Consider the following 23697-nt stretch of genomic DNA (forward strand, 5'->3'; position numbering starts at 1 on the left):
AGCACTTTGCGTCAACGTAAGACAACGTAAGCCGTTCGGTGCCGGTTCTCATACCAGCATGTCGCCCCTGCGCAGGCAGGGGCCTAGATGGACCCTCCACACATGCCTTCGTTTCAATTTGTGAGCTCATCTGGGCTCCTGCCTGCGCAGGGGCGACATGGTTGGGATGTTGAGCTAGCGATCTAAAATGACCGACGCCTCCATGACCCGTCCCCCACCACTCACCGGCCGCCGCGTGCTCGATTTGTCGCGCGTGCTTGCGGGGCCATGGTGCGGGCAGATCCTCGCCGATCTGGGCGCGGAGGTCATCAAGGTCGAAAACCCCAAGGGCGGCGACGATACCCGCGCCTGGGGGCCACCGTTCGCGGGCGGGGAAAGCGCTTATTACCTCAGCGCCAATCGCGGCAAACGCTCCATCGCGGTCGATTTGGCGAGCGCGGAGGGGCAGGCGATCGTCCTCGAACTCGCCGCCAGGGCCGACATCCTCATCGAGAACTACAAGCTGGGCGGGCTCGATCGTTTCGGGCTGGATTATGCCAGCGTCGCCAAGGTCAACCCGCGTCTGATCTATTGCTCGATCTCGGGCTATGGCCGCACCGGCCCGGCCGCCGCACGCCTCGGCTATGATTACGTGATCCAGGCCGAAGGCGGCTTGATGGCGATTACCGGCGAAACCGACGGTCCGCCGGTGCGCGCCGGGGTGGCGGTGGCAGATCTGTTCACCGGCATGGCGGCGGCGCAGGCGTGCCTCGCCGCGCTGATCGCCGCCGATCGGGATGGCCTCGGCCAGCATATCGACATGGCGCTGTACGATTGCCAACTCGCGATGCTCGGCAACGTCGCCAGCGACTATCTCATCTCCGGCAACGAAGCGAAGCGCCACGGCAACGGCCACCCGACCGTGGTGCCTTACGAAAACTTACCGACCGCCGACGGCCGCGTCGTCATCGCCGTGGGTAACGACCGCCAGTTCGCGGCGCTGGCGACCCTGCTCGGCCGGGCCGACCTGGCGGCGGACGATCGTTTCACCAAAAACGCCGGACGTATCGTCAACCGCGAAGCCTTGCTGGTCGAGCTAAAACCATTGGTTGCCGAACACACCACCGGCTGGTGGCTGGAAAACCTGCCCAAGACCGGCATTCCCGGCGGCGAAGTCACCCCCGTCAGCCGCGCCGTCGATAGCGAAGTGTCGCACGCGCGCGGAATGGTCGTCGAAGTGCCGCATCCGACGGCTGAGACCATCCGGCTGATGGCCTCGCCGCTCAAGCTTTCCGGCACACCGGTCCGCGCGCCACAGACGCCGCCATTACTCGGACAGGATAGCGATGCGGTGCTGGCGGAACTCGGTTACGACGAAGCGCGGATCGAACGCCTGCGCGCGTCGGGGGCCATCGCCTGAGCAAGCGCCGCCTTGGCCTTGATCCCGTCGAGAATTGCCGCACCTGCCAGAAACACCGACCCGGTGCATGCCGCCGCCAGCATCCAGCCGCCGAAGCCGTGATAGGTGGCCATATAATGCTCGCCACGCTCGATCGCGCCGACCGCGAGCGCATAGATGATCAGAAACGCTTCGGTGCGCGTCTTGATCACGAACAGGCGACCGATCTTGCTGAACATCTTAACAACCTCCGAACGAACCCGGTAAACGAGAAGCTAACGGCCTGGTTGCGCGTGTCGATGCACAAAGAGGGTTAATACAATCAAACGGTCAGGTTGAGTGTTTCAAACAGGGATTCGCGCGCTTTCGTCAGTTGCGCATGCAGCGCCAAGTCGTTGAGTTGCGCTGCTTCGATCGCCTCCGGCCACTCCGCCGAAATCACCGCGGCGATCGCGTCGAGTTTTGCCGCATCAACCATGAATCGTGGGTCGATCGTCCCGGGATCGCACACCACGCGCAAGCGCAGGCACGCCGGTCCGCCGCCATTGGCCATCGACTCGCGGACATCGACCGGCAGCAGTTGGCGGATCGGCCCGTTGCCCGCGATCATCGTCTGCAGCCAGTTCCATACGGCGGGTACGTCTTGCGCATCGGTCGGCAGGATCAGCGCCATGCCGCCCGTCGGCAGGGTTACGAGCTGCGCATTGAACAAATAACTTTTGATGGCGTCGGCCAGGCTGATTTCCGCGGCGGGAACTTCGACGAGTTGAAAGCCGGACACCTTGGCGGCGAGCGTATCGAACAGGCGCTGTTTGTCGGCAAACGCCTGCTCATGCGCGAACAGCACGGTCTCGTTGGCCACCGCGACCACGTCGTTGTGAAAGGCCCCGGCGGCAATCGCTTCCTCGGACTGTTGGGCGAAGACCGTGTCGCGGACGCCGTGCGCGCGGGCGACGGCCTTCGACGCTTCGATATGTTGCCGCGCGGGAAACGGCCCGCCGCGCTCGCCATAGACGAACACCCCAACGCCGGGCGCATCGTGCCGTTCGCACAGGCGCATATGATTGGCGGCGCCCTCGTCACTGAACGGGGCAGGGACGGGCGCATGAACGACGAAATCACTCCCGCCGAATGCCAGCCGCAACTGCCGCAGCGTCTCCGGCCATTCGTGGCTGCGATGCAGCATGGTGACCAAGTTAGCCGCGCTCAAATGGCATTTGCCGTCCAGCGTATCGGGCGCGGGGGAGACTGTCGCCGCGTTCGCCGCCCACATCGCCGACGCGCTGAGCGATTGCGCGAGCAGATGCGGCTCGGCGTGAGCCGCATCGGTCGCAAGGCTCGCTAGCCAGCGCGCATCGGGACGCGGGTGGGGCAACAATATCCCCTGCGGCAGGCCCAGCGCCAGATTGTGCCGCATCTTGGCGACGCCCTGCAACGCGGCGGCGCGCGGGTGCGCCGTCTTGCCCGCATTGCCCGTCGCCGCCAGGTTGCCGAAACTCAGCCCCGCATAATTGTGGCTCGGCCCGACGATCCCGTCGAAGTTGACCTCGACCAGCGGCATTATTCGCGCCCGATCGCCAGCACCGCCGCGTCATTCGCGACACCCAGCGCCGCCGCCGCGTCCGGGCCGGCATAGCAGGCGACGAAATCGGCGAGGCGGCCGGTGGCGACGATGGTCCCTTCGCCGGTCACCGCGTCCAACGCCATGTCGCGTGCATCGCGCACACTGCGAACCCCATCGGTACGCGCCGTCATGGTCGGACCACCATCGAAGATGTCGATATAGGATTCCCAGTTAAACCCCTCGTTTTCCAGCATTCGCATGGCCGCGCGCCCGCTCGGATGCGGCAGGCCGATCGCCGCGCGCGCTGTCTCGGGCAGCATCGCGGTGTAGACCGGATGTTTGGGCATCAAATCGGCGATAAACTGGCCCCCGTTGATCGCATTGAACTGATCGGCTTCCTGGAAATTCATCCCGAAAAACCGCCCGGCGACACCATCCCAGAACGGCGAGCCGCCCGCCTCGTCGATCACCCCGCGCAGTTCGGCGAGGATGCGGTCGGCAAACCGCGCGCGATGCTGCCGGATGAACAAATACCGGCTGCGCGCGATGAGCAGGCCGAGTCCGCTGGCACGCTCGTTTGGATGGAGGAACAGCCCGCCCACTTCGCTCGACCCTTCGAGGTCGGTCGAGAGCGTCAACATATCGGCGCGAAACGTCCGGTTGAGTTCCTTGCTGTGCTGGGTCAGCGCCCCGATGCGATAGGAATAGAACGGCGCGACTTGCCCGACACGACCGAACAATTGGCACGTCCCGCGAACTTCCCCCGTCGCGACATTTTCGAGCACCAGCACAAACAGATCGTCGGCCAGCGTGTCGTCATCGCGCGCAAATGCCGCTGCCGAGCGTTCGAGCTTGGCGCGCAGCGACTTGCGATCGGGTGGCAAATTGGTGAACCCGCCGCCGGTCAGCTTGGCCATTTCATAGAGCGCGCCGAGATCGCTCTCCCGCGCCGCGCGCATGCGAAATGTCATAGGTTCCTCTCCGCCAGTCGCGACAATGTCAGCGCCGACAGTGCCGCGCGTTCGGCCAAACTCGCCAAGATCAGATACTCCTGATCCGAATGGATCGCCCCGCCGCGCACGCCCATAGTGTCGACCACCGGGATCCCGCAGGCCGCGATGTTGTTACCGTCGCACACTCCGCCCGTGGCCTTCCAGGCAATGGTCTGGCCCAAATCGAGACCGGCGTCGCGGACCAGCCCGAACAGCGTCTCTGCGGCGGGCGTCAACGGTTTGGGCGGACGGCCGAAACCGCCATGCATGTGAATAGTGACATCATGCTCTAGCGAGATGGCCGCAGCGATGCTTTGAATCGCCAGTCTGGCCTCCGCTTCCAGCTCCGGAGTGAGCGGCCGCAGATTTGCCCGGACAATCGCCCGGTCGGGCACCACATTATTCGGTCCGCCGCCGTCGATCCGCGCAGGATTCACGCTCAGCCCGTCGCGGCGCAGCGCGCTCAGGCGCAGCACCAGGTCGGCCGCCGCGACGATGGCGTTGCGGCCGTCTTGCGGGTTGCGCCCGGCATGGGCCGCGCGACCGGCGATCGAGAAACTGAAATTACCGCTGCCCGGTCGTGCTCCCGCCAGCGTGCCGTCAGGCAGGGCGGCAGGCTCGTACGTGAGCGCCGACGCCTTGCCGCGCGCCAGTTCGGCGATCAGCGCGGCGGAGGATGCCGAACCGGTCTCCTCGTCGCTGTTGATCATGACGTCATAGCCGAGCGCCGACCCGTCGTTCTCCAGCGCTTGCAATGCCGCCAGCATCACCGCGATGCCGCCCTTCATGTCGGCGGTGCCGGGGCCGTTAATCACGCCGTCGGGCAAGTCGGTCAGCGTCTGAAACGGATGATCTACGGCAAACACCGTATCCATATGCCCGGTCAAAAGGACGCGCCTCTCCGCCCCGGGGCGCACCCGGACGACGAGATGCCGCCCATGCACCACTTCGTTCTCGCGCCCCTCGCGATCGATAGCCGTTACCATCGCGGGTTCGACTAATGCCACTTCACCCGGCAAGACGGCAAAGGCATCGGCGAGCTGCCCGGCGACGTCCGCCAAGCCCGCCAGATTGCCTGTGCCGCTATTGATCGTCGCCCAGGCGCGCAGCTGAGTTTCCATCGGTGCCGCGGCGGCCCGGTCGCAGAGCAGCGTTTCGCGCGCCGTCATCCCCGTCATGCCGCCCCCATAACGACCGGCTCGGCGCTTGTCGAAGGGCCGAATCACCGGCATGGGGTGTGGGCCTCCTCCCCAGGCATTGGTTTTTGCTCGTGGAAGGAGTTCCCATGTATTTCGATCGCGCCGGGCTGCAGATTGCGCCCGAACTGGCGGATTTTGTCGAGCGCGAGGTGCTGCCCGGCCTCAATCTGCCGACAGATCAATTCTGGCAGGGTGCTGCGGATATTTTCGCGCGCTTCGTGCCGGTCAATCGCGCCTTGCTTGCCAAGCGAGACAGTCTGCAAGCGCAGATTGACGCCTGGCACGCGGCACACACCGGGCAGGCGATCGACGCCGCAGCGTATCGCGCGTTCCTGACCGAGATCGGCTATCTCGTCCCTGAGCCTGCTTCGTTCAGCGTCGAGACGGCGAACGTCGATTCGGAAGTCGCGACGATGGCGGGGCCGCAGTTGGTGGTGCCCGCGCTGAACAGCCGCTTTCTACTCAACGCCGCCAATGCGCGCTGGGGTAGCCTGTACGATGCGCTTTACGGCACCGACGCACTCGATGCCCCGGCGGCGACGCCCGGCGGTTACGACAAGGTGCGTGGCGCGGCAGTGGTCGCGCGGGCGAAAGCGTTTCTCGACGAGGCCATCCCTGGCTGGCGCGAAGGCGCGCATTTGATCGCCGAGCGCGCGGGCGGAAAACTGTTCAAGCATAACGGCCTGCACATCGAACTGGTGATCGACCGCGACCATCCGATCGGTCGCGACGATCCGGACGGGATCGCCGACGTCATCCTCGAATCCGCGCTGACCGCGATCGTCGATCTCGAGGATTCGGTTGCGGCGGTAGACGGCGAGGACAAGGTTGCGGGCTATCGCAACTGGCTCGGGCTGATGAAGGGCGACCTCTCCGCCAGTTTCGACAAGGGCGGACGAACGATGACCCGCACACTCGAAGGCGACCACGAATGGGGGGACATCACGCTTCCCGGCCGTAGCCTGCTGTTCGTCCGCAATGTCGGCCATCTGATGACCACGCCCGCCGTGCTGCTGGCCGACGGGAGCGAAGCGCCCGAAGGCATTCTCGACGCAATCATGACATCGACCGTCGCCAAACATGACCTGATCGGCAGCGGCAAGTTCAAGAACAGCCGTGCGGGCAGCATTTATATCGTCAAACCCAAGATGCACGGGCCCGACGAGGCCAAACTCACCAACGACCTGTTCGACGCGGTTGAAGACCTGCTCGCTCTCTCGCGCCACACCATCAAGGTCGGCGTGATGGACGAGGAACGGCGGACATCCGCCAATCTTGCCGCCTGCATCCACGCCGTGCGTGGGCGCGTCGCCTTCATCAACACCGGCTTCCTCGATCGCACCGGCGATGAAATCCACACCTCGATGCAGGCCGGGGCGATGCTGCCCAAGGCCGAGATGAAGCTGCAACCGTGGATCAAGGCGTATGAGGCGCGCAACGTCGCCATCGGCCTGGCCTGCGGACTCAGCGGCAAGGCCCAGATCGGCAAGGGTATGTGGGCCGCGCCCGATCGCATGGCAGACATGCTGGCGCAGAAGATCGGCCACCCGCAATCGGGCGCCAACACCGCCTGGGTCCCGTCGCCGACCGCCGCGACGCTGCACGCGATGCATTACCATCAGGTCGATGTGTTCGCCGAACAGACGGGCAAGACGGCGATTGCGCCACTCGAAGAACTGCTGACAATCCCGCTGGCACAGGGGCGCAATTGGTCCGAAGCGGAAATTACGCGCGAACTCGACAATAATGCGCAGGGTATCCTCGGCTATGTGGTGCGCTGGATCGATCAGGGCGTCGGCTGTTCGAAAGTGCCGGACATCGATGACGTCGGCCTGATGGAAGATCGCGCAACGTTGCGCATTTCGTCGCAGGCGCTGGCCAACTGGCTGCTCCACGGCGTTTGCACCGCGGAACAGGTCGATGCCGCGTTCGCGCGCATGGCGGCGAAGGTCGACGGGCAGAACGCGGGCGACCCGCTGTATCGCAAACTGACGCCGGACGGCCTCGCCTGGCAAGCTGCGCGCGCGCTGGTGTTCGAAGGTGTGGCACAACCCAATGGTTATACCGAGCCCTTGCTCCACCGCTTCCGGCAACTGGCCAAGGCGCGCCATAACTGAGCGAGGCTGGACTCCTGCGTCTCAGCCGCCATGATGCACCAAACGGGGAGGGCGCGATGGCACGGACCATCTTCATCTATGGTCTTGTTGCGGGCGTTCTGACGCTGACGCTGGTCGGCGTGGGCGCGGGCATCCTCGGTTTCGATCATGGCGTAGAGGGCATGGTCTGGGGCTATGTTTCGATGGTCGTCGGCCTCAGCGTGATGTTCGTCGGTGTCCGGCGCTATGCCGAAGCACACGGTCCGCTGACGTTCGTCCAGGCGTTTTTGCCGGCGTTCGGCATCTTCGTTTTTGCCGGGCTGATCTACGTGGTCGGCTGGGAAGCCTATCTCGCCGCGACGCATTACACCTTTGCAGAGGAATTCGCGTCGCAAACCGTGGCGGCAAAGGTTGCCGAGGGTGCGACCGCGGCCGAACTGGTCAAGCTCGAAGCCGACATGGCGCACTTCAAATTACAATATGCCAATCCGTTGTTCCGCCTGCCGATGACGTTTCTGGAAATCGCGCCGATCGGGCTGATCCTGTCACTGCTCGCCGGTTTTGCGATGCGCACGCCGCGCGGTGACGATCACGCTTTCGACGACGAGGACTAAGCGAGCCTCTTTACCCGCTGCCACATCGTGAGCCGCTGGGTGATAATCATACCCAGTGCGAACAGCATCGACGCATCGATCGCCACCGCGCCCGCCGAACTCGCAAACCATTCGCGCGCGCCCTGCCGCAGCAGCATCAGCACGATGAGCAACATGAAGGCGAATGACGACGCCTTCGCCAAAATCTGATCGCCGTCGCGCCGCAACGCGATGGTGTGCGCCCGCCCGTAACCCATGCCGATGCCCGCCGCGAACGCCACGACCAGGATGGCGATATGCAGCGGCGTCGGCGACGGGTGCGGCGAAAACCACAGGCCCAGCGCGATCATCCCGCCCGCCACCACCGGCATGATCCACAATTGCGCGGGATTGAGCGGTCGTTCCTGCCCCGGCCGGACGCGGAGATAGAGGACGCCGACGATGATGATCGGCAGGATCCACGGAAGCGATTGCTGCAACGTCATGCGGCGGACCTCGGCGGCAGATGGGACGCGAATTCTTCAAGGACTTCCTCGTACAGGCGCTTTTTGAACGCGACGATCAGGTCGGGCAGACGCCACGGATCGACCCATTGATAGGCGCGGAATTCGGGATGGGCGGTGTCGAGGTCGATGTCCGCCTCGGTCCCGCGAAAGCGCATCAGGAACCAGCTCTGGCTTTGGCCCTTATATTTCCCGCCCCATAACTTTGTGCCAAGTTCCGGCGGCAGCTCGTAGAGCAGTGGTCGCGAAGCCTCGGCGACGATCTCGACCTTGTCCGGGCCGATGCCGGTCTCCTCCTCCAACTCCCGCAACGCGCCATCGCGCGCGCGCTCACCTGGATCGAGCCCGCCTTGCGGCATTTGCCAGGCATCGAGCGAGCTATCGATCCGCTGTGCGACAAACACCTTGTTTTCGTCATTGAGCAGCATCACCGCCGCCGCGGGGCGATATGTCACGCCGCCTGAGCCGCCTGACGCATCACGCGGTCGGCTTCGGCCTCGGCAATCATCGGCTTCAGCACCGCGAATGCGCCCAGAATGTCGCCGGTCGAAGACGGCACCGCGCGGCGCAAGCAGATGAAGCCGTGAATATTGCCCTCCGCCTCGCGATAACTGACCGTGACACCCGCTTGCGCCAGCGCCGCCGCATAAGCCCGGCCATGATCGCGGATCGGATCGAGCCCCGCCGTCATGATCAGCGTCGGCGGTGTTCCGGTATGCGTGTGTCGCAGCGGCGCCCCGCGAATGTCGCTGGCGGGCGCGGCATAGCTGTCGAAGAACCACGTCATGCTTTCTTCGGTCAACAGCTTGCCGATCTTGTGCTGGTCGTAAGACGCGAACATCTCATGGTCGTCGACCGCCGGGTAGATCGGAAATTGCGCGATCACTGGCACCGCTGCGGATTTGTCGCGCAGCGCCTGCGTCGTCACGATGGTCAGGTTGCCGCCCGCGCTGTCGCCCGACAGCACGAGCGACGTCACCGCGCGACCCAATTCGGCCGGCGACGATGCGATCCAGCGCGTCGCCGCTTCGCAATCGTCGGGCGCGGCGGGGAAGGGGTGTTCGGGCGCGAGGCGGTAATCGATCGCGACCACCGGTATGTCGAGTTGCCGCGCAGCCTCCGCACAATAGGGTTCGTGGCTTTCGAGATCGCCAATCACGAAGCCGCCGCCGTGGAAGAACACCATCACCGGCCCCGGCTCACGCTTGTCGCGCGCGTCGTACAGCCGCGCCGGAATGTTGCCCGCGGGGCCGGGAATACTGATATTCTTGAGTACCGCCAGTTCGCCGACATCGGCATCGGCCAGCGGGCGCATCGCGACATACATCGCGCGGGCCGCAGGCGCGCCCATTTCGTGCATCTTGGGTCCGGGCACATTGTTCAGATAGGCGAGAAATGCCTGCACGTCGGGACGCATATAATCTTCAGCCACGGGCCTCTCCTCTGGCGGGGTTTTGCTTTGCAACCTAGCTAACCCGCACGATGCACGTCGTCCATCACCCCGATTATGTCGCGCATCCCCAGCCGGGGCAGCATAGCTTCAGCAAATATGGCGCGGTGATGGAACTGTTGCGCGCCGACCCTGCATTGATCGAGCATCGGCCCGAGCCATGCCCGCGCGACTGGCTCGAAGCGGCGCATGACTCGGCTTATGTCGATCAGGTGCTGACCTGCGCCGTGCCGCGCGACATCGAGCGCCGCATCGGTTTTGCCGTAACGTCCGACGTATCGCGGCGGGCGCAGCTCAGTCCCGGCGGAACCTGGCTGGCCGCGCGGTTGGCGCTCGAGCACGGCTATGCGGCCAACGCAGCGGGTGGCAGTCATCACGCTTTGCCCGACACTGGCGCAGGATTCTGCGTCTTCAACGACCTTGCGGTGGCGGCGCTGCGATTGCTCGGCGAAGGGACCGTCGCGCGAATCCTGATCGTCGATCTGGATGTGCATCAGGGCGACGGGACCGCGACGATCCTCGCGGGCCGCGATGACATCATGACGTTGTCGCTCCATGCGGAGAAGAATTTTCCGGCAAGAAAGGCGCGTTCGACGATGGATGTCGGCCTGCCGGATGGGCTGGACGATGCGGGCTATCTCGACGCACTGCGGCCCGCACTCGACGCGATGATCGCGCGCAACCGACCGCAATTGATCCTCTATCAGGCGGGCGTGGACGTCCACCGTGACGATAAGCTTGGCCGCCTTGCGCTGAGCGACAACGGTATAGCCGCACGCGACACGATGGTTGCCGAAGCAGCGAAACGACGCGGCATCCCGCTCGCGAGTGTCATGGGCGGCGGGTATGGCGATGATGTCGTGACCGTTGCCGCGCGACATGCCGCCGTCATCCGCACGCTGGCGGCTGTGCTCGGCTAGCGCGGCAACGCCTTGAGCCAGCCGATGAGCAGGTCGGCGAGCGCGATGCGCGCGTCGGAATAGCTGTGGTCGGTGGCAAGATGAACCGTGTGCAGCCGCCCTTTGCCGAACTTGCCGATGGCGGTTGCCAGCGGTGCGGACATCGTTGCCAGCCCGTCGTCCGACGTGACAATCAGGACAGGCATCGCGCTCAACGCCTCGGCTCCGGCCACGAAATCGAATTGGTCGCCTGCCGCGATGACTTCCACGGCCATGGCCCGGGGCGAGGTGCCAGCGAGCGCCTCCACTCCGTTCTCGGCGAACACCTGGGTCGCAGAGTCGCGGTGCAGGCGACCGATCATATTCAACGAGCTGGCCGAGATCAGCGCCGCACCGCGAAGTTCGGGATGTCGCGCGGCGACCATCGCGGTCACCCAACCCCCCAGACTGTGCCCCGCCAGCGCCACGCGCTGCGGATCGATGTTCAGTGCCTTTGTATTCGCGGGAGCGCGAATATAGGCGAGCACGGCATCGGCATCTTCCAGATCGTGCGCAAACCGATAAATGCCGGGACTGCCCCAGGAGCCGCGATAGTTGAAGGTGATGACGGTCCACCCCGCCCGGCGCACCGCCTGTGCCAGATCGAGGTTTTTCTCGTTCCCCGGCAGACCGTGGCACAGGACCATGACCGGATGCGGTCCCGCACCCGCGGCGATATAGGCAAGGCCGTTGATGTTGACCCCGCCGCTTGGAATATGGAGCACCTCCATCCGCGCCGGGTGCTGTGCGTCGCGAGGTGGGTCGGTAAAGATTGCCGGATCTACCGCCGCCAATGCGGGCGTGGCGAAGATGAGGAGGATCGCGGCTAAAGATCTGAGCATGGCCACCCTTGATTTCCTTGGTTGCAGCGCGGAGATGCGCCGTTAGGGGACGGATGTCGAACAACGGAAAGATCGATGGCTTCAGCCACGCATGAACTGACTCTCGAAGAAGCGAACGCAAACCCCGCGCCCGAAAATCTGGTGGTCCGCTTTGCCGGCGATTCCGGCGACGGGATGCAACTGACCGGCGGGCAATTCACGCTGGCGACGGCGCTGGCGGGCAACGATCTGGCGACTTTCCCCGATTTCCCGGCGGAAATCCGCGCGCCGCAGGGCACATTGTTCGGCGTTTCCGCATTCCAGATCAATTTCGGGTCGACCGCGATCGAAACCGCGGGCGACCAGCCCGACGTGCTCATCGCGATGAACCCCGCCGCGCTGAAGGTGAACGTCCAGCAGCTCAAGACCGGCGGGCTGATCATCGCCGACGAGGGCGAGTTCACGGCGCGCAACCTCGCGAAGGCGGGCTACGAAGTCTCACCGCTGACCGACAACAGCCTCGCCAAATGGCAGGTCATCGCCTTCAACATCAGCCAGATGACGCTCGATGCCGTGAAGCCGTTCGGGCTGGGCAACAAGGAAGCGTTGCGCTGCAAGAACATGTGGACGCTGGGGCTGGCGTGCTGGATGTTCGATCGCGAGCGCGGCCCGTTGGTCGATTGGCTCAAGACCAAATTCGCCAGCGCGCCGGTGCTGGCCGATGCCAATATCGCCGCGCTCAACGCGGGCCATGCCTATGGCGAGACCGCGGAGCTTGGGCCGAGCGTGAAGCAGCATTCGATGCCTGCCGCACCTGCCGAGCCGGGGCTGTATCGTACCGTCACCGGAGCGGAAGCGATCGCCATGGGGCTCGTCGCCGGAACTCAGCTGGCCGGGCTGAAGATGTTCTTTGGCGGCTATCCGATCACCCCGGCGTCGGCGATCCTGCACTATCTGTCGCGGCTGAAGGAATTCGGCGTCACGACGTTTCAGGCGGAGGACGAGATCGCCGCGATTTCGAGCGCGATCGGCGCGTCCTATGCCGGCAGCCTCGGCGTCACGTCGTCGTCCGGCCCGGGCATTGCCTTGAAGGGTGAGGCGATGGGCCTCGCGATCATGACCGAATTGCCGCTCGTGATCATCAACTCACAGCGCGGCGGGCCATCCACCGGCCTGCCGACCAAGACCGAGCAATCCGACCTGTATCAGGCGGTCTATGGCCGCAACGGCGACGCGCCGATGCCCGTCATCGCCGCGCGTTCGCCCTCCGATGCGTTCGACGTGGCGATCGAGGCGGTGCGGCTGGCAGTGCGTTACATGACGCCGGTGATGCTGCTGACCGACGGCTACATCGCCAATGCCGCCGAGCCGTGGAAGGTGCCCGATACCGACGCGTTCGAGCCGTTCCCGGTGACTTTCGCCGAGGCGCGCGAGGGTGAGCACTTCCTGCCTTATGGTCGCGACGAGAAACTGGCGCGGCCGTGGGTCAAGCCGGGCACGCCGGGTCTGATCCACCGTATTGGCGGCATCGAAAAGGCGGTCGAGACCGGGCACATCGATTATTCGCCCGCCAACCATCAGGCGATGACCAAATTCCGCCGCATGAAGATCGACGGCATCGCCGACGACATCCCGCCGCAAGACGTCACGCTGGGCGAGGATCGCGGCAAGCTCGTGATCGTCGGTTGGGGCTCGACCTTTGGCCCGATCCACCAGGCGGTGCGACGTCAGCGCGCCAAGGGCCGCGACGTTCACCACATTCACATCCGGCACATCTGGCCGCTGCCGCGCAACCTCGGCGCACTGCTCAAGAACTACGACCGCGTCGTGGTGCCGGAGATGAACTCGGGCCAGCTCAAGACCGTACTGCGCGACCAGTATCTGGTCGACGCTCGCTCGATCGCCAAAGTCAGCGGCCAGCCGTTCCGCATTGCCGAAATCGAAGCTGCCATCGAAAGTTATTTGTCATGAACGACATGACCCCCATTCGCACCACCACGCCCAAGGATTGGGAGACCGATCAGGAGGTCCGCTGGTGCCCCGGCTGCGGCGATTATGCGATCCTCAAGGCGATGCAGCGGACCATGCCCGAATTGGGCGTGACGCCGGAAAACACCGTGTTCATCTCGGGCATCGGCTGCTCGTCGCGCTTTCCTTATTACATGGAGACCTACGGCTTCCACACCATCCACGGTCGCGCACCGGCGGTGGCGACGGGGGTCAAGCTCGCCAATCCGGACCTCGACGTGTGGATCATCACCGGCGATGGCGACGCGCTGTCGATCGGCGGCAATCACACGATGCACCTCATTCGGCGCAATCTCGACTGCCAGTTCCTGCTGTTCAACAACGAGATTTACGGGCTGACCAAGGGGCAATATTCGCCGACCAGCCGCGTCGGCACGCGCTCGCCATCGACGCCGTTCGGTTCGGTCGATCGCCCGATCCGTCCCTGCGCCGTGGCCTTGGGCACCGGCGCGCGGTTCGTCGCGCGCGGGATCGACGTCAGCAAGAAATTGCCCGAAGTGCTCAAGGCCGCACACGCGCACAAGGGCACGGCGTTCGTCGAAATCTTCCAGAACTGCATCGTTTACAATGATGACGTGTTCGCGCCGTTCACCGCGCGCGAAAATGCCAGCGCGATGCAATTATGGCTCGAACACGGTCAGCCGATGCTGTTCGCGGGGGGCACCAAAGGCATCGCGGTCGATCGTCAGAAGCTCGAACTCGTCGTCACCGACGATCTGAGCCAGGTGCTGATCCACGACGTCAAGAACCGCTCGGTCGCGCACATGCTGATCGAAATGGTCGGTGATGGCATGCCGGTGGCGCTGGGCGTGCTCTATGACGATCCGCGCTCGACCTTCGAAAGCGCGGTCGTGGCACAGAATGCCAAGGTCTCGACCGGCCGCGCCGCCGATCTGCAGGCGCTGATCGCCAAGGGCCAGACCTGGCAGGTCGAGAAACAGCCCCACGTCATTTAGGCAGTGGCTGCTCTCACGATCCTCTGGTTCCGGCAGGATCTGCGCCTCGCGGACAACCACGCGCTCACCGCAGCAGCGGGCGAAGGACCGGTCCTCGCGCTCTACATCCTCGACGACGAAACGCCCGGCGATGACCGCATAGGCGGCGCACAACGCTGGTGGCTGCACCACAGCTTGACCGCCATGGGCAAAGCGATCGCAGCCAAGGGCGGCAAGCTGGTGTTGCGCAAGGGCAAGTCCGCGCAGGTCATCCGCGCCGTTGCCGACGAAGTGGGAGCATCGCGCATCCACGCGACGCGCCTCTACGAACCGTGGTGGCAGGATGCCGACGCCGACCTCGCCGACCATGTCGATCTGCAACTCCACGACGGCAATCATCTCGCCCCGCCGCGCGATATCCTGACCGGCAGCGGCGGGCGCTACCGCATCTTCACGCCGTTCTGGCGCGCGCTGCTCGACACGCTGCCGCCGCGCGATCCGTTGCCTGTTCCGCGCGCGATCGATTGGGGCGATGCCAAAAGCGACAAGCTGGACGACTGGCAATTGCTCCCGACCCGACCCGATTGGTCGCTAGGGTTCGATCTCTGGAGCCCCGGTGAAGACGGTGCGAAAGCCCGTCTGAAACGCTTCCTTGGTCATGTCGGCAATTACGACGAACGCCGCAACTTCCCGTCCGAACGCGGCAGTTCTGAACTGTCGCCGCACCTACATTTCGGCGAGATCAGCCCCGCGACAATATGGCACGCGCTCGACGGGCAATCGGGCCGCATGCCGTTCCTGCGCGAACTCGGCTGGCGCGATTTCGCCGCCAATTCGATGGACGTGTTCCCGAAGATCGCGCGCGAACAGGGCCGCTCGCTCGGGCTGCGATGGCGCGGCGGAAAGGCCGCGGACGACGATTTCCACGCCTGGACGCGCGGTCGCACCGGCTACCCCATCGTCGATGCCGGGATGCGTCAGCTGTGGACGACCGGCTGGATGCACAACCGCGTGCGGATGATCGCCGCCTCGTTCCTCATCAAACATCTGCTGATCGACTGGCGGCGCGGCGAGCGGTGGTTCTGGGACACGCTGGTTGATGCCGATTACGGCAACAACAGCGTCAACTGGCAATGGGTCGCGGGGACGGGCGTCGATGCCAGCCTGTTCACGCGGATCATGGCCCCGCTCGGTCAGTCCGGCAAATTCGATGCGGGCGACTATATTCGCCAATGGGTTCCCGAACTCGCCGCGCTGCACGATGACGTCATCCACGACCCTCACGGTTTGGACGCCGCACCGGCGGACTATCCCGAACCCTTGATCGGCCATCGCGAGGCGCGTGAGCGGGCGTTGGCGGCATACCGCGCAAGCCGATGAAGGGCGCGGCATTGCTACGCGGCGGGCGGCGCTTCCGCAGTGGCGGCGGCTTGGCTGCGTTGGTGGCACCGCTGTTCGCGCGTGTGCTCGATCATGTCGATGCAGGTCTCGTGGAAGGGCGGATCGAGGCGACCCTGCCAAACGGCACGCAGCGCATCCTCGGCAACCGCGCGCCCGGACCCGTGGCGATCGTCGATCTGCGCAGTTACCGCGCCCTCGTCCGCTTGTGGCGCGCGGGATCGGTCGGCTGGTACGTGGCGTGGGAGCGCGGTGAATGGGCCTCGCCCGATCCCGTGCCGTTGTTCGACCTGTTCATGCGCAACCGCGTGCCGCTCGGCCAGACGGCGCGCGCAGGGGGGCTGAGCCGCGCTACCAACCGCATGCTGCACTGGCTCCAGCGCAACACACCCAAAAACAGCCGCCGCAACATCGAGGCGCATTACGACCTCGGCAACGACTTCTATCGGCCGTGGCTCGATGCGGGGATGAGCTATTCGAGCGCGCTCTTCGGGCCGGGCGACACGCTCGAAGCCGCGCAGCATCGCAAGATCGCGGCTCTGCTCGACCGTGTGGAGGGCAAGACCTTGCTCGATATCGGCTGTGGCTGGGGTGCCGTCGCCGAAGTGGCAACGACGCGCGGGTTTGCCGTCACGGGCATCACCTTGTCGAGGGAACAGCGCGCTTACGCCGCTGATCGCGTGCCATCGGCGCACGTCTCGATCACCGATTACCGTGACGTCACCACTCAATTCGACGCCGTCACCTCGGTCGAAATGGTCGAGGCGGTGGGCCAGGACTATTGGCCCGCATGGATGGACACCGTGGCGCGCTGCCTCAAACCCGGTGGCCGCGCCGCGCTCCAATTCATCTCCATCGCCGACGATATCTTCGACCGCTACGCCGCCAACGCCGACTTCATTCAGACCTACATCTTCCCTGGCGGCCTGCTGATTTCCGAGAGCCGTTTCCGCGCCTTGGCGGACGCACGCGGATTGGATTGGCAGGATGAACACCGCTTCGGCCTCGATTATGCCGAAACCCTCAAACTCTGGCGCGAACGCTTCGACGCGGCGGCTGCGGCGAAGCTACTGCCACCGGAGTTCGACAATCACTTCATGAACTTGTGGCGCTATTATCTGATGTATTGCGAAGGCGGCTTTCGCGGCGGCGGCATCGATGTATTGCAGGTAACGTTGGTCAAAGCGTGAGGTCGTCACCCGGACGGAAGTCAGGATCCAATACCACTACGATCAGTCAGAGGACGAATGGACCCCCGATCAAGTCCGGGGGGTATAGCGATGATCGGATGATGAGGCACGTTTGACCACACCTCAGTGATAATTGGCGTGCACCGATCAACTCGTAAACTTCGTAAGACCTTGTCACTCACGTTGGCTTCGGGCGATGCGTCCGGCGTCTATACGGGACCCTGTGCTAGCACCATCTGCTTCCCATACAGGCGCCGATTATCCGAATTGAACTCGTATTTTACGTCGCAAAGAAGGTCATGTAGATCGACTAGCTTGAACGACACCGCGCGGTATTCGGAGTTACGCGAATTGGGCGTGGCGGTTGCTTCCATCTGAAATGCCATAAGCAGGTGGCGAGCATCATGGACGACTTTGAAGTCATCCGATGGAGATAAATAGAAGGATCGCATCGACGTATTCGCTGTGTCCGCACTGAAGATTTTGCATTCGAGATATGTCGGTCGTTCCGCAGCATCCCAAACAATAATGTCTGGATAACCGGTGGCCTTCAGACCGCCGCCCGCAGTCGCCGGTCGCACACAATGAAGACCCGCGTCGATAACCCCGCGCATGACATAGGGTTCAATGTCGTTTCCCACTTCATTCGGGCGTGGCCTCAGAATAGGCTTGTTGCGAACGGCTTCGCCGCATGATGCTGCGGCACTCGATAGCCTCGCAATTAAATCGGCGTCGTGCGGATCATCTTTATTAATGGGGATAATCGAGTGCTTCGCCAGCGACCGAACGACCGTTGAAAACGGAATGTTCTTGAGCGGCTGTAGAAGTTGCGCCAATGCAGCTTCGAGAATTTCGGCCCGCTCCCGATCATCCATTAAAGTCTCCTTGCAAGAATGATACGATTCGTATTCGTGCCCTTGGCATTATTATTTACCCCCCAAACATTCGCTGTCTTCGTAAACTCTTGGACATTAATTAAAACTAGCAAAGGTTCAAAGGCGAGACCGCGTATTGCTTCCAAAACGATTTTGTCCAATTCTACTTTACCGTTTCGAACTTCACCCACTTCAAACGCAACGTGTCCACCAGGACGGACAACCCGCTCTAGCTCTTCAAAAGTGCTACGAACGAAACTTTGCCAGCTTTCGGCCTTGCGATGCATGGCGATTTCAACGCCCCCGACGTCGATCCCGGCGAACCAACATCTCAACCAATTGTCCGCAGCGTATTGAACGATGTCTAGAAACGGCGGCGAAGTAACGACAAGATTGACGGATGCGGACGCAACGTCCGGAGTAGATTCAGCAGGTCCGGTGGAAAACTGCGCTGTTACTTTTGGCGGCACGCCATCCTTCAAGAGGCTGCGCGACTTCTTTAGTATGATTTCGGCAACATGCCGGCGCGGCGGAATCTGCCCCCGCTTCTCGTTTATCCTTATCTGCGCCTTGAGCGTGACAGCTTGGTTCGGAGGAAGTGAGTATACCGAAAAGAAGCCGGGCGAATGACCGGTCAATCGATTCAAGGCTACCATTCGTATCCAATCATCGACCGGATCGATTGAACCTTCGGCTTCGCGGCGCAGTAGATACTGCCGCAGCGCCATAATTTCGCGCAAGGTTTCTGGGTGATAAAATACTAGCAGTTCGTCGTCGTGCTCGTGAGTCGGTTGCCAATCGAGCAAGCGAAGTCGGTCGGCTATCGCTCCAATGGTCGGTGGGCAGATTCGTGGGCGACAAAGAAACTTACTTATCGGATTAACATCATTTCCGACTGGATCGCGGCCCATCAATGCTGCTTGAATCAGGGTTGTGCCCCGGCCCATGAATGGATCGTAAACCCTATCGCCTACCTCGGTTAAGCGTTTGATGAAAAACTCGGGCAGTTGTGCCTTGAAACAGGCGCGATAACTTACCTCTTGCAGGGGGTGCGCGTCCCTTTGACGGGCGGTCCAAAATTCGTTGTAAAAATATGGGACGTCCCCGTTATCAATCCGTTCGGTTCTTTTGCCTTCGTAGGTAAACGCCGAAAGCTGATCGACGATTGATCCAGCCGGGTGTTCGTAAAACAAATTTGCTTGTCGCATGGCCATTGCTGCATCGTAAGCATTCGACAGCATCAGGCAAACGCCAAAGGGTTGGATCAATCAATCAAGGGAGGGGCCGCCATGGCTGCGCTCACATTCACGTTCACCGCTCAAGAGATCGCTGCTATCAATATCCCAGCCAACGGGCAGGGCGGGTTCCAAAGCCTGATCCGGACGTTGCAAGCGCAGCTAAATCCGGCAACGGGCACAATGGTGTTAACCGATGCACAAGTCGGGCGTGTCGTTCGCTACATGTCTTACCGACCGGGCGGTTTTGAAGGGCGGCTGGCTGCGGCGTTGCGTCGTCAGCTTCATATTTTCATCGACTAAAAGCCTTTGATCCGAGGCAACAACATTTCTTTGCCGGTGCTGCCCCTGTTCTGCTTACGCTGGTGCCGTAGGCAAATCAGTCGCTAAATTGTCTATTTATGGTAACGCGGGTGGGGACTCTTTAGTAGCGCGACAACGTTCGAGCTTCCGGCGCAAATTCGACGCGTCGATACCATGCCGTCGAGCGACGGGCCGCAACCCCTCACGGCTCACCTCGTCCGCTAGGCGATGCAATTTCGCTTGGCGATCATTGCCGACCTTCAGCCGTAGCGCGAGCGCAGCGGGCAGCTTCGCCGCAACCGTGCGCGCCAACGTGTCGCCGCCCCGGCAATCGCCCCCGCTCGCAAGCGCCTTCAACTGACCAACAGACAGGCCGAGCATTGTTGCAGCTTCCCGCTCGCCACAAACGGTAATCAAAGCTGTCAGTTTTTCAGCAACGTCGGCACGCTCGCAAGCGGCGACGCCGTAGGTAATTTCGCTATCGATGCGTAGCCCAATCGCAGCTTGCTGCTCCCAATCGTGCGATTCTTTACCGATATGTTTGACGCTAGCGACCGCGACATGCCGTCGCCTTGTCGTTCCCATGTCTGTCCAATCGCCGTTCAAAAATTTGCCCTCAGGCTGGATATGATATTGCGCGAGCGCATCGGCATAGAATTTGAGCGACGCCGGATTGATCGCATCGCCAGTCTCGCGGTCGAAGGCTAGAGCCAGCGCCTTGTCAAAATCCTTATCGAACGGCGCAATCGGTTTCGTGGCGCTGGCGCGCTTGCGCCCGCCCCGTTCCGCGCTGCCAATAATGCGCTCAGCCCAAGGGTAAGAACCTTGCATCATCGATAGCAGGAAACCGAACGGCTTGACCTGATCGCGATAGGGCCGGTCAAGATTGTATGTCTTAAACCATCGCAGCAATTCGGGCGTAGTCGCACCGTAGCGGCTGATCGCGGGTTTGCTGAGCGCCGGGTGATAGTCGCGTCGCACTTGATCGGGACGTCCAGAAAGCGCGGCTGAGACGATCACATGCCACAAGTCGCAGTGCCAACGCTCGATACCGCTGCCCAAAACTGATTTGTCGGGCGTCAGGAAATGGGCGGGTGCATCATCGTAGCCGTAGGGCGCGAGCAAATGGCCGAGCCCGTGCGCCGATACTTTTCGCATGATCGGCGTTCCGTCGCTTGCGAGATTGAATAGCGCGTAGCGTTTGGACGATATGGCAAGGCAGTAAAGCGGGTGCGCTTCGCCGGTTTCCAGCGATGCGTTCACTTTCTCGATTTGCAGGATCGAACCGGCAAAGTCGTAAGGATTGAGCGGAGCGAACCAATCGACCACGCCCGCAACGCGCTTTGCAAAGTCGGCACCCGCCATCTCTGCGGGCTTCGCCAACGCCATGCTATCGGTATCGCAAAACGTCCATTCTAGTCCGCTGTCAGTCGCCAGCGTTTCGGCAATCGCCAGCATCAAGCGCGCCGCGCCGGTTATCAGCGTTCCCAACAGCGGGTGAAAATACGTCCCCGGATTTTCAGCCTTCAAAGTCGCGAAGCTGAATGGTGCGGCGGTCGTGCTATGCACCGTGGTTTTGACGGGCTGGTGATGCTCGTCCACATTTTGCTCGATATAGATGCCATAGCTCGTCGCGTTGGCGGCAATTTTGAGGGCATTCTGTTCGGTATCGAGTGCGGCCTTTGCATCGCCGGTCGCGCTATCGCGCTCGCCCTTGATCGACTGGCGCAGCTCGATCACGCGCTTGAAAAAGTCGTCTTCGTTCGGATCGACACAATAATCGGGATTGCCGCCAATCAGGATCGGCAAAAGTCCAACTTGCCGTTCCCCGGCGTCGAAGCGGACAGCTTCGACAATTTGCGGAACCTTGCCACTCAGCAATTTGGCCGCGATGCAATCCGCGAGCGTAAACCACATCGGCGTATCGGCGCTCAGATAGTTTGCGCCAATCGTAGCTTGCACGTCCCCGTTATACGCGGCGCGAACCGGAAAAATGTCGCCATCGGGAATGACACGAACCAAGGTTGTGAGTTGCCGCCACGTTGCTTGCGATTGCAGTGCGGCTAGATCGACCGTTTTGAGAAAAGTTTGCGTCTCAGCGGTCGCGTCCCGCCAAGTCATGTCTTTGGCGATGACAAACTGCCAAAGGCCCATAAGGGTGCAGACGGTTGGATACATCGACAAGAAATCGGTCAAAATCACTTGCCGAATTTCGCGCCGTATCCGCACTTCGGAACGACCACCGAAATAGCTGCCCATAATGTTGGCGAGTAGCTGGCGCGGCACGTCGGGTTGAGCTTTGCGCCAAGGCATGACGCCCATCTCGCGCAAATAGCCTTTGCCGATGCTCGCTTCGCTATAGACTTTTTCGGCGATGGTTTGGCTCAGCCCAAGCCGGTCGAAGCGCGTCAGCAATTCGGCATAGCACTCCCATGTCGCTTGCACGTCGCGCACCGCGTAGCGCGCCATGTCGTCGGTGATCGGCCCGTCGAAATCATCGAAATCGAGTTTGGGATTTTCGACCTTCAAAAACTTAGAGAGGCTCGCCAGTGAAAACCCTCGCGCGAATAGCGCCCCAGCCAGCGTTTTTACGTCGATGAAATGGCCGCGCCGAACCGGCGTCTCCAATCCACGCCGCCGATGCCCGCTTGCCGATCGCTGGCGCATGGTGGCGGCGAAGCCAATCGAAGCGGCCCGCCGCGACATATGTTGGACGCGGACGTGCGGGTAAATTTTCTGATCGGAAAGCGTGAACGTGAAGCCGGGTCGCCCGCGCATCCGCGCCGTGCCATGCTTGATCGCCAGCCGCGATATGTCGAAGGGTAGGTTGAAGCCGACAATGGTGGCGCGCACCGCATAGGCGCGAGCGAAAAACACGTCGTCCACAAAGCCTTCGCGCGTCCGCAATTTAAGGCCGTTGGCGCTGGCATGATTGCTGAGCGTCGCCAATTCGTCCGGCGTCACCCCTTCGGGATCGTAAAACAATCCGGCCTCGATCAACGAGCCGGAATTGCGAAGCTGATACGCTCCGAACCTGAGCGCCTGCCCCGGATGCGTTGTCGTCTCGCAATCGAATATGAGTGTCCATGACGACGCACCAAGCGGTTCGCGACGTTTGCCACCTTTCGGCGCGGCATTCGGATCGGGAATGTCGCTGAATTGTGGACCGGCAAAACAGCGCAATGCGACTGCCAAGTGATCGGTGATCGGGGGCGCGTTCATATTGCGTCTCCCGTTGGCGCGGCACGTTCGATCAAGGCCCGTCCGAACTCATAGAGCCGGTCGATGATCGCGCGGAGCATGTCAGCAAGGCCGAGCAAAAATCGCCCGATGGCGTGAAGCGACGCATCGGCGTTCGGATCGAACGCCGGATGATCCTTTTGTTCGTCGCTCCGGCGACGATGGCAGTTGCGGCAAACGATCACGGTTGTTTCATCGCAGCCAAAGTCGGCGACATGGTGCAGCTCCAGGCACCGCCAATCGCCTTCGCCGCACGTCGCGCATTTAGGTTCGTTCGTGCCGAGTTGTTCAAGCCGCCGCTGCTTGCGGCGCTCGCGTGCAAAATCACTGTCTGTCAATTTAGCCTCCTATGAAATGAGCCGGTAAATTTCGTGAAAGACGCCCTCGCCTGAGGCGGCGATGCGGTGCAGCGCGTTCGGATCGGTTTCGAGCGGATGGCGTTTGCCCTTCGCATCGGTCACTTCGCGGCCCGCGAAAGGCGCGAGCAATTCGATTTCGTTTGTGCGGATGAATTCGCCGACGGCGGCTAAGTGCCGCCCATTGAGCGATGCCTGATCGAAGTCAGGCAGTCGCAGCTCGCGAGCTTCGCCGCGCGTATAGACGGTCATTTCGCGGTGGCGGTTATCAGTGATTTTGAGCGACGCGCCCCGGCCCACGACTTCAACCGTCTCGCGTAAGAAGCGCCGAAACCGCTCAGGTGCGACGTTGACCGACTTTGCCGCCAACTCACGATTGCCGATGCGCCGGAACTCGCGAAGCGCGGCCTCTAGCTTATCGTCAATTACGCCGCTCTGGCGTGGACGCCGTGGCGTTTCGCCAGTTCGGGCGTGGCCGCTGACCTGACCCCCAACCTTCATCCGGTTACGATTAGAGTCTCGGCGTTGTTGTTGCGCATGAGCGCGGGTTGAGCAATGGCCTGCGCAGCGGAGCCCGTAGGGCGTAGCGAAGCAGGCCATTGC

The 23697-nt window shown here is 62.5% G+C and carries 22 protein-coding genes; 9 read left to right on the forward strand and 13 right to left on the reverse strand.

Going from position 1 to position 23697, the window contains the following annotated elements; translation table 11 throughout:
- The first annotated feature begins 187 nt into the window (after positions 1–187).
- Positions 188–1399, forward strand: coding sequence for a CaiB/BaiF CoA transferase family protein (locus ACM9ME_RS01935; RefSeq protein WP_415641719.1), 1212 nt, complete (start codon positions 188–190; stop codon positions 1397–1399).
- Here ACM9ME_RS01935 and ACM9ME_RS01940 read toward each other — a convergent pair.
- From ACM9ME_RS01940 to ACM9ME_RS01955, 4 genes are all read right to left on the reverse strand, one after another.
- Positions 1348–1617, reverse strand: coding sequence for a hypothetical protein (locus ACM9ME_RS01940; protein WP_415641720.1), 270 nt, complete (start codon positions 1615–1617; stop codon positions 1348–1350). The genes ACM9ME_RS01935 and ACM9ME_RS01940 overlap by 52 nt on opposite strands.
- Before the next feature lie 83 nt (positions 1618–1700).
- Positions 1701–2939, reverse strand: a complete 1239-nt coding sequence (locus ACM9ME_RS01945; protein ID WP_415641721.1) for an N-succinylarginine dihydrolase — start codon at positions 2937–2939, stop codon at positions 1701–1703.
- On the reverse strand, positions 2939–3913 hold the full coding sequence (locus tag ACM9ME_RS01950) for an arginine N-succinyltransferase (RefSeq protein WP_415641722.1): 975 nt from the start codon (positions 3911–3913) through the stop codon (positions 2939–2941). Before ACM9ME_RS01950 ends, ACM9ME_RS01945 begins: the two co-directional genes overlap by 1 nt.
- Complete coding sequence (locus ACM9ME_RS01955) at positions 3910–5112, reverse strand: hydrolase (protein ID WP_415641723.1); 1203 nt, start codon at positions 5110–5112, stop codon at positions 3910–3912. The genes ACM9ME_RS01950 and ACM9ME_RS01955 overlap by 4 nt, the downstream gene beginning before the upstream one ends.
- Positions 5113–5219: 107 nt before the next feature.
- On the opposite strand from ACM9ME_RS01955, the gene ACM9ME_RS01960 reads away from it, so the two are divergent.
- Together ACM9ME_RS01960 and ACM9ME_RS01965 are read left to right on the forward strand one after the other, a co-directional pair.
- On the forward strand, positions 5220–7250 hold the full coding sequence (locus ACM9ME_RS01960) for a malate synthase G (RefSeq protein WP_415641724.1): 2031 nt from the start codon (positions 5220–5222) through the stop codon (positions 7248–7250).
- Between the two features lie 56 nt (positions 7251–7306).
- Positions 7307–7843 (forward strand): DUF4199 domain-containing protein, encoded by a 537-nt coding sequence (locus ACM9ME_RS01965; RefSeq protein WP_415641725.1) that lies wholly within the window; start codon positions 7307–7309, stop codon positions 7841–7843.
- Here ACM9ME_RS01965 and ACM9ME_RS01970 read toward each other — a convergent pair.
- The 3 genes from ACM9ME_RS01970 to ACM9ME_RS01980 are packed head-to-tail and all read right to left on the reverse strand — an operon-like array spanning position 7840 to position 9757.
- Positions 7840–8307, reverse strand: a complete 468-nt coding sequence (locus tag ACM9ME_RS01970; protein ID WP_415641726.1) for a CcdC protein domain-containing protein — start codon at positions 8305–8307, stop codon at positions 7840–7842. The two genes, ACM9ME_RS01965 and ACM9ME_RS01970, sit on opposite strands and share 4 nt — an antisense overlap.
- Complete coding sequence (locus ACM9ME_RS01975; protein ID WP_415641727.1) at positions 8304–8780, reverse strand: RNA pyrophosphohydrolase; 477 nt, start codon at positions 8778–8780, stop codon at positions 8304–8306. The genes ACM9ME_RS01970 and ACM9ME_RS01975 overlap by 4 nt, the downstream gene beginning before the upstream one ends.
- Positions 8777–9757, reverse strand: a complete 981-nt coding sequence (locus tag ACM9ME_RS01980) for an alpha/beta hydrolase (RefSeq protein ID WP_415641728.1) — start codon at positions 9755–9757, stop codon at positions 8777–8779. Before ACM9ME_RS01980 ends, ACM9ME_RS01975 begins: the two co-directional genes overlap by 4 nt.
- A 50-nt stretch (positions 9758–9807) precedes the next feature.
- On the opposite strand from ACM9ME_RS01980, the gene ACM9ME_RS01985 reads away from it, so the two are divergent.
- The gene (locus ACM9ME_RS01985; protein ID WP_415641729.1) at positions 9808–10695 is read left to right on the forward strand and encodes a histone deacetylase family protein; all 888 of its coding nucleotides are present in this window, start codon (positions 9808–9810) and stop codon (positions 10693–10695) included.
- On the opposite strand, the gene ACM9ME_RS01990 is transcribed toward ACM9ME_RS01985, so the two are convergent.
- Entirely contained in the window at positions 10692–11555 is an 864-nt protein-coding gene (locus ACM9ME_RS01990) for an alpha/beta hydrolase family protein (RefSeq protein ID WP_415641759.1), read from the reverse strand. The two genes, ACM9ME_RS01985 and ACM9ME_RS01990, sit on opposite strands and share 4 nt — an antisense overlap.
- 75 nt (positions 11556–11630) lie before the next feature.
- On the opposite strand from ACM9ME_RS01990, the gene ACM9ME_RS01995 reads away from it, so the two are divergent.
- From ACM9ME_RS01995 to ACM9ME_RS02010, 4 genes are read left to right on the forward strand one after another with little or no spacing between them, the layout of a single operon-like run.
- On the forward strand, positions 11631–13505 hold the full coding sequence (locus ACM9ME_RS01995) for a 2-oxoacid:acceptor oxidoreductase subunit alpha (RefSeq protein WP_415641730.1): 1875 nt from the start codon (positions 11631–11633) through the stop codon (positions 13503–13505).
- Positions 13502–14518, forward strand: coding sequence for a 2-oxoacid:ferredoxin oxidoreductase subunit beta (locus tag ACM9ME_RS02000; RefSeq protein ID WP_415641731.1), 1017 nt, complete (start codon positions 13502–13504; stop codon positions 14516–14518). The genes ACM9ME_RS01995 and ACM9ME_RS02000 overlap by 4 nt, the downstream gene beginning before the upstream one ends.
- A gap of 3 nt (positions 14519–14521) precedes the next feature.
- Complete coding sequence (locus ACM9ME_RS02005; protein ID WP_415641732.1) at positions 14522–15877, forward strand: cryptochrome/photolyase family protein; 1356 nt, start codon at positions 14522–14524, stop codon at positions 15875–15877.
- The gene (locus ACM9ME_RS02010; protein WP_415641733.1) at positions 15874–17085 is read left to right on the forward strand and encodes a class I SAM-dependent methyltransferase; all 1212 of its coding nucleotides are present in this window, start codon (positions 15874–15876) and stop codon (positions 17083–17085) included. The genes ACM9ME_RS02005 and ACM9ME_RS02010 overlap by 4 nt, the downstream gene beginning before the upstream one ends.
- A 209-nt stretch (positions 17086–17294) precedes the next feature.
- On the opposite strand, the gene ACM9ME_RS02015 is transcribed toward ACM9ME_RS02010, so the two are convergent.
- Positions 17295–17960: a hypothetical protein gene (locus ACM9ME_RS02015; RefSeq protein ID WP_415641734.1), complete on the reverse strand. Its 666-nt coding sequence runs from the start codon at positions 17958–17960 to the stop codon at positions 17295–17297.
- Entirely contained in the window at positions 17960–19201 is a 1242-nt protein-coding gene (locus ACM9ME_RS02020) for a DNA methyltransferase (protein WP_415641735.1), read from the reverse strand. Before ACM9ME_RS02020 ends, ACM9ME_RS02015 begins: the two co-directional genes overlap by 1 nt.
- A 48-nt stretch (positions 19202–19249) precedes the next feature.
- Here ACM9ME_RS02020 and ACM9ME_RS02025 point away from each other — a divergent pair, with 48 nt between their 5' ends.
- A complete protein-coding gene (locus tag ACM9ME_RS02025) occupies positions 19250–19498 on the forward strand; it encodes a hypothetical protein (RefSeq protein ID WP_415641736.1) in 249 nt (82 codons plus the stop codon).
- 96 nt (positions 19499–19594) lie between these two features.
- Here ACM9ME_RS02025 and ACM9ME_RS02030 read toward each other — a convergent pair whose 3' ends face one another.
- From ACM9ME_RS02030 to ACM9ME_RS02040, 3 genes are all read right to left on the reverse strand, one after another.
- The gene (locus ACM9ME_RS02030; protein ID WP_415641737.1) at positions 19595–22720 is read right to left on the reverse strand and encodes a hypothetical protein; all 3126 of its coding nucleotides are present in this window, start codon (positions 22718–22720) and stop codon (positions 19595–19597) included.
- Positions 22717–23076 carry a hypothetical protein gene (locus ACM9ME_RS02035; protein ID WP_415641738.1) on the reverse strand — a complete coding sequence of 120 codons (360 nt, stop codon included), beginning with the start codon at positions 23074–23076 and terminating at the stop codon, positions 22717–22719. Before ACM9ME_RS02035 ends, ACM9ME_RS02030 begins: the two co-directional genes overlap by 4 nt.
- Before the next feature lie 9 nt (positions 23077–23085).
- Positions 23086–23697, reverse strand: a 612-nt coding sequence (locus tag ACM9ME_RS02040) for a hypothetical protein (RefSeq protein ID WP_415641760.1), incomplete at its 5' end; no start/stop codon positions are given.

The sequence above is a fragment of the Sphingomonas antarctica genome (assembly GCF_965137005.1).
GTDB classification, from domain to species: domain Bacteria; phylum Pseudomonadota; class Alphaproteobacteria; order Sphingomonadales; family Sphingomonadaceae; genus Sphingomonas_O; species Sphingomonas_O antarctica.

Excerpts from the sequence above, each read along its gene's own strand:
- ACM9ME_RS01965 (WP_415641725.1), top strand. The coding sequence starts at position 7,307 with ATGGCACGGACCATCTTCATCTATGGTCTTGTTGCGGGCGTTCTGACG.
- ACM9ME_RS01970 (WP_415641726.1), bottom strand. The coding sequence starts at position 8,307 with ATGACGTTGCAGCAATCGCTTCCGTGGATCCTGCCGATCATCATCGTC.
- ACM9ME_RS02000 (WP_415641731.1), top strand. The coding sequence starts at position 13,502 with ATGAACGACATGACCCCCATTCGCACCACCACGCCCAAGGATTGGGAG.
- ACM9ME_RS01960 (WP_415641724.1), top strand. The coding sequence starts at position 5,220 with ATGTATTTCGATCGCGCCGGGCTGCAGATTGCGCCCGAACTGGCGGAT.
- ACM9ME_RS02030 (WP_415641737.1), bottom strand. The coding sequence starts at position 22,720 with ATGAACGCGCCCCCGATCACCGATCACTTGGCAGTCGCATTGCGCTGT.
- ACM9ME_RS01990 (WP_415641759.1), bottom strand. The coding sequence starts at position 11,555 with ATGCTCAGATCTTTAGCCGCGATCCTCCTCATCTTCGCCACGCCCGCA.
- ACM9ME_RS01950 (WP_415641722.1), bottom strand. The coding sequence starts at position 3,913 with ATGACATTTCGCATGCGCGCGGCGCGGGAGAGCGATCTCGGCGCGCTC.
- ACM9ME_RS02020 (WP_415641735.1), bottom strand. The coding sequence starts at position 19,201 with ATGCTGTCGAATGCTTACGATGCAGCAATGGCCATGCGACAAGCAAAT.
- ACM9ME_RS01935 (WP_415641719.1), top strand. The coding sequence starts at position 188 with ATGACCGACGCCTCCATGACCCGTCCCCCACCACTCACCGGCCGCCGC.
- ACM9ME_RS01995 (WP_415641730.1), top strand. The coding sequence starts at position 11,631 with ATGGCTTCAGCCACGCATGAACTGACTCTCGAAGAAGCGAACGCAAAC.
- ACM9ME_RS01945 (WP_415641721.1), bottom strand. The coding sequence starts at position 2,939 with ATGCCGCTGGTCGAGGTCAACTTCGACGGGATCGTCGGGCCGAGCCAC.
- ACM9ME_RS01955 (WP_415641723.1), bottom strand. The coding sequence starts at position 5,112 with ATGACGGGGATGACGGCGCGCGAAACGCTGCTCTGCGACCGGGCCGCC.
- ACM9ME_RS02015 (WP_415641734.1), bottom strand. The coding sequence starts at position 17,960 with ATGGATGATCGGGAGCGGGCCGAAATTCTCGAAGCTGCATTGGCGCAA.
- ACM9ME_RS01985 (WP_415641729.1), top strand. The coding sequence starts at position 9,808 with ATGCACGTCGTCCATCACCCCGATTATGTCGCGCATCCCCAGCCGGGG.
- ACM9ME_RS01940 (WP_415641720.1), bottom strand. The coding sequence starts at position 1,617 with ATGTTCAGCAAGATCGGTCGCCTGTTCGTGATCAAGACGCGCACCGAA.
- ACM9ME_RS02025 (WP_415641736.1), top strand. The coding sequence starts at position 19,250 with ATGGCTGCGCTCACATTCACGTTCACCGCTCAAGAGATCGCTGCTATC.
- ACM9ME_RS02010 (WP_415641733.1), top strand. The coding sequence starts at position 15,874 with ATGAAGGGCGCGGCATTGCTACGCGGCGGGCGGCGCTTCCGCAGTGGC.